Consider the following 15,877-nt stretch of genomic DNA (forward strand, 5'->3'; position numbering starts at 1 on the left):
CGAGCCCATATGCTGAACACCGACGGACCGTAAGCCCGTTAACCTTGAAAATTCCTTACCGCAAGCGTCGACCAACCCCTCACGGCAATTTCATTGACCCGAATCCGGCGGCATTTTTGTGGCGAAATTGCACATTGCCGCCACATTGCCGCGCGCGCGGGGCTTCCAATGGCCTTGTCCGCTGGCGGATGCCGTCAGAGGCTGCGGCCCATCGCCAGATATTTCTCGCGGCGCTGTTCGCGGAAATCGGTGTTGGCGCCGGCAAATTCCTTCATCGTCCTGGCAATGAGGTCGCCGGTCGCGGCAATCACCGTTTCGGGCGCGCGCTGGGCGCCGCCCATCGGCTCGGGGATGATGGCGTCGATGATCTTCAGTTCCAGAAGATCCTGCGCGGTGATCTTCATGTTGGTCGCCGCGTCCTTGGAGCGCGTGGTGTCGCGCCAAAGGATCGAGGCCGCCCCTTCCGGCGAAATCACCGAATAAATGGCGTGTTCGAGCATGTAGACACGGTTGGCGGTGGCGATGGCGATGGCGCCGCCCGAACCGCCTTCGCCGATCACCACCGAGATCGACGGCACCTTCAGCGCAAGGCAGGCCGAGGTCGAGCGGGCAATGGCTTCGGCCTGGCCACGCTCCTCGGCTCCGACGCCGGGATAGGCGCCTGCCGTGTCGACCAGCGTCAACAGAGGGATCTTGAAGCGGTCGGCCAGTTCCATCAGCCGCACCGCCTTGCGGTAGCCTTCCGGGCGCACCGAACCGAAATTGTGCCTCAGGCGGCTGGTCGTGTCCGAGCCCTTCTCCTGGCCGATGATCGCGACAGGCTCGCCGCGAAAGCGGGCAAAACCGCCAACGATCGCCTGGTCCTCGCCGAAATTGCGGTCGCCGGCGAGCGGCGTGAAGTCGCTGAACAGGCCCTTGATGTAGTCGACGCAGTGCGGCCTGTCGGAATGGCGGGCCACCTGCACTTTCTGCCAGGGCGTCAGCGCCTTGTAGAGATCGCGCAGCGCGTCGCGCGAACGCTTCTCCAGCCGGGTGATCTCATCGGCGACATCGACCGCTTCGCCATTCTCGGCAAGCTTCTTGAGCTCGAGGATCTTGAGCTCGAGATCCTGCACCGGCTTTTCGAAATCGAGGTAATTGTACATGCTTGAGCGGACCGATACGTCGGAAGGCAAGGACTGCGGAACCCTTGAAACCAAGGCCCCCGGCGGTGAAATGTCGTCCTCACATAGCGATATGAGGCCTAGTCGGCAAGCGGATGATGATCGTTGACCAGCCGCACCAGCCGCTCCTCCAGCACATGGGTGTAAATCTGTGTCGTCGATATGTCGGCATGGCCGAGCAGCTGCTGCACCGCCCTGAGATCGGCGCCGTTCTGCAGGAGATGGCTGGCGAAAGCATGGCGCAGCACATGCGGCGATATCTTCGCCGAGGCGATGCCCGCCCGTGCCGCCAGTCCTTTCAGGTCGCGGGCAAAGACCTGGCGCGAGAGGTAGCCGCTGTCGGACGCGGCCGGAAACAGGAACGGGCTTTCGGCGAAAGCCGCCACGCCGGCCCGGGCGGCAAGCCAGGCGCGCATCGCCACCCGCGCCTTGGCCGACAGCGGCACCATGCGTTCCTTGTCGCCCTTGCCGCGCACCATGAAGAAACGGTCGTCGCGCTGCGCCACCGTCACCGGCAGGCCGACCAGCTCGGAAACGCGCAGGCCGGTGGCGTAGAGCACCTCGACCAGCGCATGCAGGCGCAGCGCGGCCAGCCTGTCACTGTAGCCGAGCCCGGCGTCGCCGGCTTCCACCGCGGCGCGGTCGATCAGCCGGCCGGTCTCGGCCTCGCTCATCGTCTTGGGCAGCGGACGGCCTTTTTTCGGGCTGTCCAGCGTGCCGGTCGGGTCGTCGATGCGCAGGCCCTCGGCGTAGAGGAATTTGAAGAACTGGCGTATCGCCGACAGTTTGCGCGCCTGCGACGTCGGCGCGAAGCCGCGCGCCGCGATATCGTCGAGATAGGCACGGATATCGGCGGCGGCAGCACCGGCAAGCCCGCCATCGATCCCGCTCGAAGCGTCTTCGAGGTCACGTCGGTAGGAGGACAGCGTGTTTTCGGCGGCGCCGCGCTCGGCGCTCATCATTTCCAGGAAGGCCTCGATGCGGGCGGCGCTGTTCATCCTCGGGGATCAGCTTTTCTGCTGTCAGTTTTTCTTGGGGTTCAGCTTTTCCGGCGGGATGCGCACGCTCATCTCCGCTTTTTTGGGCTCGACGAACATTACCAATGCGAACATCGTACCATAGGCAATGCCGGCCAGAATCGCGAGGATCACGACAAAGCGAAACAGTGTCGGCATCAATTTTCGCCCGTCTTCTTGTTCTGCGTTTCCAAACCCTGTGCCCTTATGGGACGCCAATCCGACCAATTCAAGGAAGAAGCGGAGGCCTGTCGGCAACTTCTGATGCAGGCATCCTCCGCCCGATATAAGCTTGCCTATACTCGGCACGCTTGACGCAAACCGGCTTTTCATGTCGATACGCCGGCAAAGAGGCCCAAGAAACAACTGATGAACGCGCACCAGGCAAATCCTCCAGGCGAGAGCCACGCCGCGCTGCTTGGCCGGCTGGGCAGCCGGTCCATCGTCTTTGTCGGCCTGATGGGCGCCGGCAAGACGGCGATCGGGCGCAAGGTGGCGACGATGCTTTCGCTGCCTTTCATCGACAGCGACCAGGAGATCGAAAGCGTCTCGCGCATGACCGTGCCGGAGCTGTTCGAACGCTATGGCGAGACCGAGTTCAGGGCCCTGGAACAGCGCGTCATCCTGCGCGTGCTTGAGAATGGCCCGCAGGTGCTTTCGACCGGCGGCGGCGCCTTCATGAACGCGCAGACGCGCGAGGCCATCGCCGGCCATGGCGTGTCGGTGTGGCTGAAGGCCGAACTCGATCTTCTTATGGACCGGGTGTCGAAGAAGCAGAACCGGCCGCTGTTGAAAAGCGCTGATCCCCGCGCCGTGCTGGAGCGGCTGATGGGCGAGCGCTATCCGGTCTACGCGACATCAGATGTCACCGTGCCGACCCGCGACGACCGCAAGGAGGTCATCGCCGCGGAGGTGCTGAACGCGCTGTGCCGGCATTTCGGCATCGATGAAATTGCAGCGACGGGCGAGATCGAATCGTGAGCGTGGACCAGCCAGTCACCGTCGAAGTCGGGCTTGGCGACCGGGCCTACGACATATTGATCGGCTCCGGCCTTCTGTCGCGCGCCGGCGAGGAGATTGCGCGCCGGCTGCCGGGTACGCGTGCGGCTGTCGTCACCGACGAGAATGTCGCCGCCGCGCATCTCGATACGCTGAAGGCAGGGCTCGAGAAGGGTGGTATCCAGCCCACCGTCATCACGATGCCGCCTGGCGAGAAGACCAAGAGCTTTTCCCATCTCGAAGAGGTGGTCGACGGCGTTCTGGCCGCCAGGCTGGAGCGTGGCGACGTCGTCGTCGCGCTGGGCGGCGGCGTCATCGGCGATCTCACCGGTTTTGCCGCCGGCATCGTGCGGCGCGGCATGAATTTCGTGCAGATCCCGACCTCGCTGCTGGCGCAGGTCGATTCCTCTGTCGGCGGCAAGACCGGCATCAACAGCCCGCGCGGCAAGAACCTTGTCGGCGTCTTCCTGCAGCCGAAACTGGTGCTGGCCGACACGGAAGTGCTCGACACGCTGCCGATCCGCGAATTCCGCGCCGGCTACGCCGAACTCGCAAAGTACGGGCTGATCGACCGGCCGGAACTTTTCGCCTGGCTTGAGGCGAACTGGCAAAAAGTGTTCGCCGGCGGGCCGGAGCGGGCGCAGGCGATTGCCGAAGCCTGCCGTGCCAAGGCCGATGTCGTCGCCCGCGACGAATTCGAGACCGGCGACCGGGCGCTGCTCAATCTCGGCCACACATTCGGCCATGCGCTCGAAGCCGCCACGCAGTATGACGGCGCCCGGCTCGTCCATGGCGAGGGGGTCGCCATCGGCATGGCGCTGGCGCATCGCTTCTCCTCGCGGCTCAATCTGGCGAGTCCCGACGACGCGGCACGCGTCGAGACGCATCTGCGCGCGGTCGGTCTGCCGTGGCGGATGGCCGATATTCCGGGTGAATTGCCCGATGCCGAGGCGCTGCTTTCCTTCATCACCCAGGACAAGAAGGTGTCGCGCGGCGCGCTGACCTTCATCCTGACGCGCGGCATCGGCCAGGCTTTTATCGCCAAGGACGTTCCGGCTTCGGAAGTGCTGTCGTTCCTGCGGGAAAACCACCCAGCCAGCCGGAAAGCCGGCTGAAATGGACAATGGCTGGATCGTCGTCGCCGTTCTTGCCATCCTCATCCTGCTGGTCGTTGCCGTGCGCACACGCCTTCTCGCGATGTTCGGCTATGAGCTGTCGCGCATCGAGCCGCAGCGCTCGAGCCAGGATGAGTTGCGCGGTGCTGTCGACGATTTCCGCCGCGACGGCCAGGTGGTGCGCGAGGACCGCGACCGTATCGGCGGCCTGTTCGACCTCGAAGAGCTCGAAGTCTCCGATATCATGGTCCACCGCACCAACATGCGCTCGGTCAATGCCGACAACGCCCCGGAAGCAGTGGTGCGCGAGATCCTGCAGAGCCCGCACACCCGCATGCCGCTGTGGAAGGGCTCGCTCGACAACATTGTCGGCGTGCTGCATGCCAAGGATCTGCTGCGTGCGCTGAACGAAGTCGGCAACGACTTTTCCAAGATCGACGTGATGAAGATCGCCTCGAAGCCCTGGTTCGTGCCCGACACCACGACCTTGCAGGAACAGCTCAACGCCTTCCTGCGCCGCAAGGCGCATTTCGCCGTCGTCGTCGACGAATATGGCGAGGTCGAAGGGCTGGTGACGCTGGAGGACATCATCGAGGAGATCGTCGGCGAGATCGCCGACGAGCACGATGTCGATATCCAGGGCGTCAAGCAGGAGGCCGACGGCTCCGTTGTCGTCGACGGCAATGTGCCGATCCGCGACCTGAACCGGGCGCTCGACTGGAACCTGCCGGACGAGGAGGCGACCACGATTGCCGGCCTCGTCATCCACGAGGCGCAGTCGATCCCCGAGGAGAAGCAGGCTTTCACCTTCCACGGCAAGCGCTTCATCGTCATGAAGCGCGACAAGAACCGGATCGCCCGGTTGAGGATCAGGCCGATCGCGTAGCGCCACTTTCGGCCACCTTACCGATCCTTCATTGGAACTTCGCGGCGTCCCGGTGCATTTTGCGCCGGGCAGTCAGGAGAAGATGATGATCGATCGGCGAACCCTGCTTCTGGCTTCGATGGCGGCTTTTGTGCCGGCCACGACGCTCGCGCACCAATCCTCACCATCTCCCAAAACCTTCGACTACGGACCGGCCAAGCTCGACATCTATGCGCCCGACGGCGCAAGCGGGTTGCCTGTCGTCTTCTTCGCCCATGGCGGGGCCTGGGAGTTCGGCAAGCGCAGCCAGGTCGGCGCTAAGCCGGCCTTCCTGCTCGCCAACGGCTTCTGCTTCGTCTCCATCGACTACCGCATGCTGCCCGAGGCCGATGTCGCCACGCAGGCCAGTGACGTCGAAAAGGCCTATGCCTATATCGGCGCAAATATCGCCAAGCATGGTGGCGACCCCAAGCGCGTTGTCGGCATGGGCCATTCCGCCGGCTGCCATCTGATCGCGCTGACCGGCATGCGCGGCGGGCTGCCCGGCGTCGCCGGCCTGCTTCTCGACGACACCAGGGCCTATGATCTTGCGGCGCTCGAGAAGAATGGCCGCATGGTGCGTGCCTATGCGCGGGTCTTTTCCGACCCTTCGCAATGGGCGGCACTTTCGCCCGCCAGCTATGTCGATGGCCGCAAGCATCCGCCGACCTTCATCGCGTATTCGGGGGCGTCAGGCCGTGGCGAGGAGTCGAAAGCCTTCGCCGAGCGCTTGCGCGCCACGGGCACCGAGGTAACGCTGTTCGACGGCAGCGCCTATACGCACATGTCGATCAACCGCGATTTCGGCAGGGATGGCGACACGCTGACCGCTGCCGCCCTGGCCTTCCTGAAATCGACGGTCGGCTGATCCCGTCGACTTCCGCTCGCCAACTTCTGCGACTGGATCATGCCAAAAGCGGCGGCGGGATATTGCCGTGCGGACATCCCTAAGTGCAATTGGTCCTCATGACTTGGAGAAAAATTGCATGAATGGCGCCGATGTCCTGTGCGACGTGCTGCTGGCCAACGATGTGACGGTCTGCTTTGCCAATCCCGGCACCTCCGAAATGCATTTCGTTGCGGCACTCGATCGCAAGCCTGAGATGCGCTGCGTGCTTGGCCTGTTCGAGGGCGTGGTGACGGGCGCGGCCGACGGCTATGCGCGCATGACTGACCGCCCGGCCGCGACTTTGCTGCACACCGGTCCGGGCCTCGCCAATGGGCTGGCCAACATGCACAACGCCCGGCGTGCGTTCAGCCCGACGATCAACATCGTCGGCGACCACGCTTCCTATCATTTGCCGCTCGACGCGCCACTCACCAGCGACATCGAAGGCCTGGCGGCGCCGATGTCCAACTGGGTTCGCCGCATCGCCGGGCCGGCCGATGTCCAGCCGGCCACGGAGGCGGCCTTCCGCGCCTCGCTGACGCCGCCCGGGGTCACGACGCTGATCCTCCCGGCGGATGCCGCCTGGGGCGATGCTGCCCCGGCCTCGCCGGGCAAGGTCAGGCTTTCGCCGCCGCCGGCCGTCGATAGGGACGCCATGCGCGCGACCGCCGCGGCGATCCGTGCGGCTCCGGGCCGTGTCGGCATGATCGTTCGCGGGCGAGCGGCGCGCGCCGATGCGCTGGAGATCGCCGGCCAGATCTCGGCGGCCTGCGATGTCCGATTGTTCAGCGAGGTCCTGATCGCCCGGATGCAACGCGGGCGCGGGCGCGTCGCGCCGACACGCATCCCCTATCCGATCGATGCGGCGACGGCGCTGCTGGCGGATATCGACGTGCTGGTGCTGGTCGGCGGCAAGGAGCCGGTTGCCTTCTTCGCCTATCCAGGAAAACCGGGACGGCTTGTGCGCGACGGCTGCCAGGTGCTGACGCTCGCTGCCCATGGGCAGGACCTGCATGCGGCGCTGGAAGCGCTGCGCGACGAACTCGGCGTCAAACCATCGCAACCGACTGACTTCGCAACCGCTTTTCCCGACGAGGCCACGCCGAGCGGCGGGCTGACGGAGGACGCCATCGCGCAGTCGGTGGCGCGCAAGCTGCCGGATAATGCGATCGTCTGCGACGAAGCAGTCACTTCGGCCCGGCGTTTCTTCGCCCTGTCGGCCTTTGCCGCGCCGCATGACTACCTGATGGGCACCGGCGGATCGATCGGCGGCGGCATCCCGATGGCGACAGGAGCGGCGATCGCCTGTCCCAACCGCAAGGTGATCAATCTGGAGGCCGATGGCAGCGGCATGTACACCGTGCAGGGCCTGTGGACGCAGGCGCGGGAAAATCTCGACGTGGTGACGATCGTCTTTTCCAACCGCACCTACGCGATCCTGCATGGCGAGGTGAAGAATGTCGGCGTCAACGCGATAGGCGAGAACGCACGGCGCATGCTCGACCTCGACCATCCCGCGCTCGACTGGGTGTCGCTGGCCAAGGGCATGGGGGTGGAGGCGGCGCGCGCCGACACATGCGAGCGGTTCGACGCGCTGCTGGACAGTGCCCTGTCACGGCGCGGGCCGTTCCTTATCGAAGCAGTGATCTGACCGCGCCGCGGAGGGTCAGGGTGGACTGACCTACCAACGGATCTTTTCGCCGGGCGCCGCCGGTTCGATCGCCAATGCATGAACGCCGGCCTTCAGTTCGTCGGCAAGCAATTCGTTGACGGCGCGATGGCGGTCGATGCGGCTCATGCCGGCAAAGGTCGAAGAGACGACGCGAACGCGAAAATGCGTCTCGCCGGTGCCGTCATAAGCGCCATGGTGGTCCGAGCCATGGTGATGGTGGCCGGCGTGGAGATGGCTTTCGTTGATGATGACCAGCCGCTCCGGCGAAAATGCCTTGTTGAGCTTGTCTTCCATGGTCGCCTGTATGGACATTGCCGTCTCCGTTCACCACATATGGCTGGCGCGCTAGCCTGGGGGCCACTATCGCGCAACTAAATCCGCAATTCGCCTGCTTTATGCCGCGATTCAGCGGTTAGGGCGATGATCGCGGAAATGTCAATTCTTGTTTCGCATTTGCGAACGCCCCATAAATGGGTGAAATGAAGCCGTACCCCAAATATTTCGAGAAGATTCGCATCCGCCCGGAGAAGGATGCGGAGCTGAAGTCGCACTCGCCGATCTGCCAGTGGGACGGCTGCAAGGAGCCTGGCACCCATCGCGCGCCGGTCGGGCGCATGAAGGAGGGCGAGTATTTCCGCTTCTGCTTCGATCATGTGCGCGAGTACAACAAGGGCTTCAACTACTTCTCCGGCGTGCCGGACACCGAGGTCGCGCGCTTCCAGAAGGAGGCCATGACCGGCCATCGACCGACCTGGAAGATGGGCGTCAACGGCGCCTCGACACGTTCGTCACCCGATATGGCGCAGATGCGCTCCGGCCGTGCCGGCTATTACAACCGCATGCGCGACCCGTTCGACCTGTTCAAGGGGCCGAAGGATCCGCGCGAGGCGCGCGAGCGCAAGGCCAAGCCGCTTGAGGCCAAGGCGCTGGAAACGCTTGGCCTTGATACAAAGGCGACTGGCAAGGATATCAAGGCGCGCTATAAGGAACTGGTGAAACGCCACCATCCGGATGCGAATGGCGGCGACAGAGGTTCGGAAGACCGGTTCCGCGATGTGCTGCAGGCCTATCGCGTGCTCAAACAGGCGGGCCTGTGCTGAGCGACCCTACGGTTTGTGTCGCTTTCCAACTTTCATAAGGTTGGAAAAGGCTCTAAGACCGCCCCCGAACAAAATCGATTGCCGGCGAAACGGGACGTTTCGCCCGTGGAGACGTTGAGAGATATGAACAAGGTCGATCGCGACATCGCCAACCTGCCCGACACGACGGTGTCGGTGAAGGACAAATTCGGCTTCGACTCCAAGATGGTGGTGCCGGCCTATTCGGTGACATCAGAACATGTGCCTGACGTCGATCCGGACTATCTGTTCGACAAGGCAACGACGCTGGCGATCCTGGCGGGCTTTGCCTACAACCGCCGCGTCATGGTGTCGGGCTATCACGGCACCGGCAAGTCGACCCATATCGAACAGGTCGCCGCCCGTCTCAACTGGCCTTGCGTGCGCGTCAACCTCGACAGCCATGTCAGCCGTATCGACCTCGTCGGCAAGGATGCGATCGTCGTCAAGGACGGGCTGCAGATCACCGAATTCCGCGACGGCATCCTACCCTGGGCCTACCAGCACAATGTCGCGCTCTGCTTCGACGAATACGATGCCGGCCGTCCGGACGTGATGTTCGTCATCCAGCGCGTGCTGGAATCCTCGGGCCGGCTGACGCTGCTCGACCAGAGCCGGGTCATCCGTCCGCATCCGGCCTTCCGGCTGTTCTCGACCGCCAACACGGTCGGCCTCGGTGACACGACCGGCCTCTATCACGGCACGCAGCAGATCAACCAGGCGCAGATGGACCGCTGGTCGATCGTCACCACGCTGAACTACCTGCCGCACGACAATGAAGTGAACATCGTGCTGGCCAAGGCCAAGCACTATCGCGACAACAAGGGCAAGGACATCGTCAACAAGATGGTGCGCGTCGCCGACATGACGCGCTCGGCCTTCATCAATGGCGATCTGTCGACCGTGATGAGCCCACGTACCGTCATCACCTGGGCCGAGAACGCCGAGATTTTCGGCAATATCGGCATGGCGTTCCGGCTGACCTTCCTCAACAAGTGCGACGAGCTGGAGCGCTCGGTGGTGGCCGAGTTCTACCAGCGCGCCTTCGGCGAGGATCTGCCCGAGAGCGCCGCCAACGTGGTGCTGGGCTAAGCAGAGCCTCGATGGCGGGTCCGGGCGACAACACGCGCAACAAGTCGAAGACGGGGTCTGAAGCCGACAGCTTCAAGCGCGCCGTCACCGTCTGCATGCGCGCCATTGCCGGCGACAAGGACATGGAAGTCGGCTTCGCCAAGGACAGGCCGGCGCTCGCCGGCAGCCGGGCGCGCTTGCCGGAACTTCCGAAGAAGGCATCGAAGACCGATATCGCGATTACCCGCGGCCTCGGCGATTCCATGGCGCTGAAGCGCGCCTGTCATGATGCGCGCATCCACACCAAGCTGGCGCCGGAAGGCAAGGCGGCGCGCGCCATCTATGACGCGGTCGAGCAGGCCCGTGTCGAGGCGATCGGCAGCCGCGCCATGCAGGGCGTTGCCGACAATATCGGCTCGATGCTGGAGGACAAATACGCCAAGGCCAATCTTGTCGACGTCAAGGACAAGGCCGACGCTCCGATCGAGGAAGCGCTGGCGCTCATGGTGCGCGAGAAGCTGACCGGCCGGGCGGTCCCGAAAAGCGGCGAGCGGCTGGTCGAGCTCTGGCGCCCCTGGGTCGAGGAAAAGGCCAAGGCCGACCTCGACGGCCTGTCGGCCAAGCTCGACGACCAGCAGGCCTTCGCCCGCGTCGTGCGCGAGATGCTCGCCTCCATGGAGATGGCCGAGGAACTCGGTGACGACCAGGAGACGGAAGATTCCGAGGACAATGACGACAACCAGCCGCAAGGCGAGGAGCAGAGCGAGGAGGGCGGGGAAGAGGATTCCGGCTCCGAGCAGTCGCAGTCCGAGGATGCCGAGGCTTCGGCCGATGACGAGCAGTCGTCCGAGACGGAAGCCTCCGACGCCACCGCCGACGATCTGTCCGACGACGACGATGCCGACGCCGAAACGCCCGGCGAGGCGCGCCGCAACGACAACCCCTTCACCAATCTGCCGAAGGAAATCGACTACAAGGTCTACACCGCCGCTTTCGACGAGACGGTCGGCGCCGAAGAGCTTTGCGAAGAGGAAGAGCTCGACCGGCTGCGCGCCTTCCTCGACAAGCAGCTGGCCAATCTGTCTGGTGTCGTCGGGCGGCTGGCCAACCGGCTGCAGCGCCGGCTGATGGCGCAGCAGAACCGGTCGTGGGATTTCGACCTGGAAGAGGGCTATCTCGACCCGGCGCGGCTGGTGCGCGTCGTCATCGACCCGATGCAGCCGCTGTCCTTCAAGCAGGAACGCGACACCAAATTCCGCGACACGGTGGTGACGCTGGTGCTCGACAATTCGGGCTCGATGCGCGGCCGGCCGATCACGGTCGCCGCCACCTGCGCCGACATTCTTGCCCGTACGCTGGAACGCTGCGGCGTTTCGGTCGAGATTCTCGGCTTCACCACGCGGGCGTGGAAGGGCGGGCAGGCGCGCGAGAAGTGGCTGAAGGACGGCAAGCCGCCGAACCCCGGCCGCCTCAACGATCTGCGCCACATCATCTACAAGTCGGCCGACCATCCGTGGCGGCGGGCACGGCGCAATCTCGGCCTGATGATGCGCGAAGGCCTGCTCAAGGAAAACATCGACGGCGAGGCGCTGCTGTGGGCGCACAGCCGCCTGATCGCCCGGCCCGAACAGCGCAAGATCCTGATGATGATCTCGGACGGCGCGCCGGTCGACGATTCGACGCTTTCGGTGAATCCCGGCAATTATCTCGAACGCCATTTGCGCGCCGTCATCGAGCTGATCGAGACGCGCTCGCCGGTGGAACTGCTGGCCATCGGCATCGGCCATGACGTCACGCGCTATTATCGGCGCGCCGTCACCATCGTCGATGCCGAGGAACTGGCCGGCGCCATGACCGAGCAACTGGCCTCGCTGTTTGCCGAGGAAAGCGCGCGCGACACGCGGCGCGGCGGCATGCGGCGTGCCGGATGATCCTTTCGCGCGGCGGGTTTCGGCAAACGCTCTTCGCCGCCATCGCCCTGTTCGCCGGCGTGGCTTCGGCGCCAGCCGGTGCGGTTGGCTCGGCCTCGGTTGAACCCATCGAGGTTTCGTCCCGCCCGATCACCGAGTTCCGCATTGGCCGGACCGACAAGCAGTTCGGCTCGCTCGAATTCGTCGGCGGGCTGGAAATGACCTCGAAATCGCGTGATTTCGGCGCGCTGTCGGCCCTCCGCTTTCTGAAAGCGGGCAGCGATTTCATCGGCGTGGCCGACACCGGCTACTGGTTTTTCGGCACGGTGGCCCGCGATGCCGACAGGCGGCCCGTGGGCATCCAGAACTTCCGCATGCAGCAGATGGTCGACCAGGGCGGCCAGCCGATCGACGAGAAATGGGAAGTCGACGCCGAAGGCCTTGCGGTCAAGGATGGCATCGCCACCGTCGGCTTTGAGCGCAACCACCGCGTCGCCCAGTTCAAGATCGATCCGACTGATATGAAGGCGCCGTACCGGCAGCTGGATTTCCTGGTGCCGGCGCGCGAGCTGCGCCAGAATCGCGGCTTCGAGACCGTTACCCATGCCAATGCCAACGGCCAGCATCAGGGCGGTCTGGTCGTGGTGTCAGAGAAAAGCCTCGACAGAGCCGGCAACATCTACGCCGCCATCATCGAAGGGCCGCACAAGGGCGTCTTCACCGTCAAGCGCAACGGCGACTTCGACATCACCGACGGCGCCTTCCTGCCGGACGGCGACCTTTTGCTGCTGGAGCGCAGTTTCACCATGGCGGGCGGGCTCAAGATGCGGCTGCGGCGCATCCATGGCGAGAGTGTCGAGAAGGGCGCCGTCGCCGACGGACCCGTGCTGCTGGACGCCGACATGGGCTACCAGATCGACAATATGGAAGGTCTCGACGTCTGGACGCGCGATGACGGCGCGGTGATGGTGTCGCTGATCTCCGACGACAACCACTCGATCCTGCAGCGCAACCTCTACCTGGAATTCGTCCTGCACCAGGACTGAGAAGCGGTCCAACTGCCAAGCTGAAGCGTTTTCAACGGCGGGTTCGGTTTGGGCGGGTTCGATCTGGTCAGGCGCCTTCCCGGGAGCCGTTGGTGGCGATCCAGATGACGTGGCGCGCGCCGCGCTTGCCGTTGGCGCGCGTGTTGACCTCCTCCACGGCAAAGCCTGCCTGCTTCAGCCGCCGCGTGAAGCCGCTGTCAGGTCCTTGCGACCACACCGCCAGCACGCCGCCCGGCTTGAGGGCAGTGCGTGCGGCGCCGAGGCCCGCGAGGCTGTAGAGCGCGTCGTTGCCCTTGTGGACGATGCCTTCGGGGCCGTTGTCGACGTCGAGCAGGATGGCGTCCCAGGTCGCGGACCCAGACCGGATCAATTGCCCGACATCGGTCTCATGGATGGCGACGCGGGGGTCGTCGAGACAGCCGCCAAACACCTCCGCCATCGGGTCGCGTGCCCAGGCGACGACCGCCGGCACCAGTTCCGCGACAACGATGCCGGCGTCCTTGCCGAGTTCGGCCAGAGCGGCGCGCAATGTAAAACCCATGCCGAGGCCGCCGATCAGGATCCTCGGCTGGCGATGGCCCGCAATCCTTTGGCAAGACAGTTTCGCCAGCATTTGCTCGGAGCCGCTGAGGCGGCTGTTCATCAGCTCGTTGGTGCCGAGCATGATCGAGAACTCGCTGCCGCGCCGCTTGAGGCGAAGTTCCTGGGCACCATCCCCGGTCTTTGCCGAATCGAGGTGAACCCAGGGGATCATGGTTTAGACGGCCAGCGCCGGCTGGCTCCAGCGAGCGGCGAGCAGCCGGTAGGGGATGAGCGCGACCACCGCGATGATCAGCTTCACCGAGAGATCGCCCAGCGCCCAGGAAACCCAGCGCATGGCCTCGACGTGGAAGACGCCCATCAGCGGCGCCGTCTCGAGCGCGAAACTGTCGTTCGGGCCCGCAAAAGCGAAAGCGGCCGAGAAAGCGACGGTGAAGAACACCATGGTGTCGAAGACCGACCCGACCAGTGTGCCGACGATCGGCGCGCGCCACCAGCTCTGCCGGCGCAGCCGGTTGAACACGGTGACGTCGAGCAGTTGCGCGGACAGGAACGCCGCGCCTGAAGCGGCTGCGATGCGCACCAGCCGGGCGGCCGCGGTCTCGAATTCGATCAGGCCATGGCGAAACAGGAAGGGCGGGACAAGGATCGAGCAGACCACCGCCGTCATGAAGCCGACGAAGACTATGCGGCGCGCCACGGCAGGGCCATAGCGGCGGTTGGCGAGGTCGGTGACCAAGAAGGAAAAGGGATAGGTGAAAGCCCCCCAGGTCAAAAGGTCGGCCAGCGACAGGCCGCCGATCTGGCCCTGCATCGGGAACTGCACGAGAATGTTCGATGCCACGACGACAAGCGCCATGGCGGCCACGAAGGGCAGATATCGCGAGAGGGAAGTCATTTTTTTATCCTGGGTAATGGAACCAGAGGAGCATCATGCCCATCGGGCGCTGCTCGCTTCGTAGTCGAGCACCGGATTGTCGAACCTTGCGGATCCATCCGATGCTCAAGGCCAACAAAGTTGGCCCGGGCGGTCCCCCGCCTTTATACGATGTCAGGCAGCGACCTGTTCGGCCAGCTTCTTGGCAATCTGCTTCTTCAGCAGGCGCGCGCGCTGCGACAGCTCCTTGACGTCGGCCTTGGCCAGGAAGGCGTCGAGGCCGCCGCGATGTTCGACCGAACGCAGCGCGTTGGCCGAAATGCGCAGGCGCACATTCTGGTTCAGCGCTTCCGAGATCAGCGTCACATTGACGAGATTCGGCAGGAAGCGACGCTTGGTCTTGTTGTTGGCGTGGCTCACATTGTTGCCGGTCTGGACTGCCTTGGCAGTGAGTTCGCAGGTGCGGGACATAATTCTAACCTTCAATTCTCTCGGGACCTGCCAAACCTTTGTGCCCACGCCGGGTGGCGCGCGGTTCTGGTCAGGCGGCCTTATGGAAAAAGTTGGCGTTCCATAGTTGCATTTCACCGGGGCGTCAAGCTCCGGCTTCGCCACGGAAGCGCCCGGCATTTCATATTAAGGCCGGATTTCATCCTATAAGCGGTCTCATAGGGACACGCCAGACCGGAGTCGCCCGCCTCCGGCCGAAAATCAAGGATCCGATCCCGTCATGCTTCGTTTGTCTCACGCGCTTGTTGCCGTGCTCGCCGTCGCCTTGCCGTCCGCCGCGTCGGCTGCCTCGCCGCAGTCGTTCAAGGGTGAGTACACGGTGTCATTCCTTGGTCTCTCGATCGCGAAATCGACCTTCTCCAGCCATTACGAGAACGGCGCCTACGCGATCGAAGGTAGCGTGACCGCTGCGGGCCTCGCCAAATTATTCGACGACACGCGCGGCACGGTCTCGTCGAAGGGCACGATTTCCGGCAAGAAAATGGTGCCCCAGGCGTTCCGTGCCGATTATACCTCCGGCAAGAAGGTGTCGGCGATCGACATTCGCTTTGCCAACGGCGCCGTCACCTCGACGCAGGTCATCCCGGCGCCTGGCAAGCGCGATCCCAACGACTGGGTGCCGATCGGCGCCGGCGACCTGGCATCGGTACTCGATCCGATGGCCGCCACCGTCATCCAGGCCGACAGCCTCGACCAGGTCTGCGGCCGCACGGTCAAGTTCTATGATGGCGAGATGCGCGCCGACCTGACGCTGACCTATGATTCGAAAGGCACCATCTCGGTGCCGGGCTACAAGGGCGACACCATCACCTGCCGGATGGGTTTCGAGCCGGTGGCCGGCTATCGCAAGGGCCGCAAGGCGCTGAACTATCTCAGGAACAAAAGCCGGATGATGGTGACGTTTGCACCGCTCGGCCAAACCGGCGTATATGCGCCGATCCACGCTACGGTAGGGACCCAGATCGGTCCGCTGACCATAAGCGCGAGACGGTTCGAAGCAGTCGAGTAATCTTACGCAATTTCGGGACGACCACCGCCACGCGGTTT

The 15,877-nt window shown here is 64.3% G+C and carries 17 protein-coding genes; 10 read left to right on the plus strand and 7 right to left on the minus strand.

The features are described from left to right. Positions 1-194: 194 nt before the first annotated feature. The 3 genes from CK226_RS23715 to CK226_RS23725 form a co-directional block, all read right to left on the minus strand. On the minus strand, positions 195-1,145 hold the full coding sequence (locus CK226_RS23715; RefSeq protein WP_095772234.1) for an acetyl-CoA carboxylase carboxyltransferase subunit alpha: 951 nt from the start codon (positions 1,143-1,145) through the stop codon (positions 195-197). A gap of 98 nt (positions 1,146-1,243) precedes the next feature. Further along, on the minus strand, positions 1,244-2,161 hold the full coding sequence (locus tag CK226_RS23720; RefSeq protein ID WP_095793203.1) for a site-specific tyrosine recombinase XerD: 918 nt from the start codon (positions 2,159-2,161) through the stop codon (positions 1,244-1,246). Between the two features lie 24 nt (positions 2,162-2,185). Beyond that, positions 2,186-2,338, minus strand: coding sequence for a hypothetical protein (locus CK226_RS23725; protein WP_019861463.1), 153 nt, complete (start codon positions 2,336-2,338; stop codon positions 2,186-2,188). A gap of 210 nt (positions 2,339-2,548) precedes the next feature. On the opposite strand from CK226_RS23725, the gene CK226_RS23730 reads away from it, so the two are divergent. The 5 genes from CK226_RS23730 to CK226_RS23750 all read left to right on the plus strand — a co-directional run bounded on the left by CK226_RS23730 (position 2,549) and on the right by CK226_RS23750 (position 7,737). Further along, entirely contained in the window at positions 2,549-3,160 is a 612-nt protein-coding gene (locus CK226_RS23730) for a shikimate kinase (RefSeq protein WP_095772363.1), read from the plus strand. Beyond that, a complete protein-coding gene (gene aroB, locus CK226_RS23735) occupies positions 3,157-4,293 on the plus strand; it encodes a 3-dehydroquinate synthase (protein WP_095793204.1) in 1,137 nt (378 codons plus the stop codon). Before CK226_RS23730 ends, aroB begins: the two co-directional genes overlap by 4 nt. Position 4,294: 1 nt before the next feature. Further along, the gene (locus CK226_RS23740; RefSeq protein ID WP_095772238.1) at positions 4,295-5,179 is read left to right on the plus strand and encodes an HlyC/CorC family transporter; all 885 of its coding nucleotides are present in this window, start codon (positions 4,295-4,297) and stop codon (positions 5,177-5,179) included. 85 nt (positions 5,180-5,264) lie between these two features. After that, entirely contained in the window at positions 5,265-6,065 is an 801-nt protein-coding gene (locus CK226_RS23745; protein WP_095793278.1) for an alpha/beta hydrolase, read from the plus strand. A gap of 118 nt (positions 6,066-6,183) precedes the next feature. Further along, a complete protein-coding gene (locus tag CK226_RS23750; protein WP_095793205.1) occupies positions 6,184-7,737 on the plus strand; it encodes an acetolactate synthase large subunit in 1,554 nt (517 codons plus the stop codon). A gap of 30 nt (positions 7,738-7,767) precedes the next feature. On the opposite strand, the gene CK226_RS23755 is transcribed toward CK226_RS23750, so the two are convergent. After that, on the minus strand, positions 7,768-8,070 hold the full coding sequence (locus CK226_RS23755) for a BolA family transcriptional regulator (protein ID WP_095793206.1): 303 nt from the start codon (positions 8,068-8,070) through the stop codon (positions 7,768-7,770). Positions 8,071-8,228: 158 nt separating this feature from the next. On the opposite strand from CK226_RS23755, the gene CK226_RS23760 reads away from it, so the two are divergent. The 4 genes from CK226_RS23760 to CK226_RS23775 all read left to right on the plus strand — a co-directional run bounded on the left by CK226_RS23760 (position 8,229) and on the right by CK226_RS23775 (position 12,903). Continuing rightward, positions 8,229-8,858 (plus strand): J domain-containing protein, encoded by a 630-nt coding sequence (locus tag CK226_RS23760; protein WP_019861454.1) that lies wholly within the window; start codon positions 8,229-8,231, stop codon positions 8,856-8,858. A gap of 123 nt (positions 8,859-8,981) precedes the next feature. Further along, positions 8,982-9,968, plus strand: a complete 987-nt coding sequence (cobS, locus tag CK226_RS23765) for a cobaltochelatase subunit CobS (RefSeq protein WP_027047444.1) — start codon at positions 8,982-8,984, stop codon at positions 9,966-9,968. Positions 9,969-9,979: 11 nt separating this feature from the next. Then, positions 9,980-11,878 (plus strand): cobaltochelatase subunit CobT, encoded by a 1,899-nt coding sequence (gene cobT / locus CK226_RS23770; protein ID WP_095793207.1) that lies wholly within the window; start codon positions 9,980-9,982, stop codon positions 11,876-11,878. Further along, positions 11,875-12,903: an esterase-like activity of phytase family protein gene (locus tag CK226_RS23775; protein ID WP_095793208.1), complete on the plus strand. Its 1,029-nt coding sequence runs from the start codon at positions 11,875-11,877 to the stop codon at positions 12,901-12,903. Before cobT ends, CK226_RS23775 begins: the two co-directional genes overlap by 4 nt. A 67-nt stretch (positions 12,904-12,970) precedes the next feature. On the opposite strand, the gene CK226_RS23780 is transcribed toward CK226_RS23775, so the two are convergent. From CK226_RS23780 to rpmB, 3 genes are all read right to left on the minus strand, one after another. Continuing rightward, positions 12,971-13,657, minus strand: a complete 687-nt coding sequence (locus CK226_RS23780; protein WP_095793209.1) for a spermidine synthase — start codon at positions 13,655-13,657, stop codon at positions 12,971-12,973. 3 nt (positions 13,658-13,660) lie between these two features. Then, positions 13,661-14,341 carry a queuosine precursor transporter gene (locus tag CK226_RS23785; RefSeq protein WP_095793210.1) on the minus strand — a complete coding sequence of 227 codons (681 nt, stop codon included), beginning with the start codon at positions 14,339-14,341 and terminating at the stop codon, positions 13,661-13,663. A gap of 153 nt (positions 14,342-14,494) precedes the next feature. Beyond that, on the minus strand, positions 14,495-14,791 hold the full coding sequence (gene rpmB / locus CK226_RS23790; protein WP_010911765.1) for a 50S ribosomal protein L28: 297 nt from the start codon (positions 14,789-14,791) through the stop codon (positions 14,495-14,497). A gap of 259 nt (positions 14,792-15,050) precedes the next feature. Here rpmB and CK226_RS23795 point away from each other — a divergent pair, with 259 nt between their 5' ends. Continuing rightward, positions 15,051-15,839 carry a DUF3108 domain-containing protein gene (locus tag CK226_RS23795; RefSeq protein WP_095793211.1) on the plus strand — a complete coding sequence of 263 codons (789 nt, stop codon included), beginning with the start codon at positions 15,051-15,053 and terminating at the stop codon, positions 15,837-15,839. Positions 15,840-15,877: the final 38 nt, after the last annotated feature.

It is taken from the genome of Mesorhizobium sp. WSM4311 (genome assembly GCF_002295115.1).
Taxonomy (GTDB): Bacteria; Pseudomonadota; Alphaproteobacteria; order Rhizobiales; family Rhizobiaceae; genus Mesorhizobium.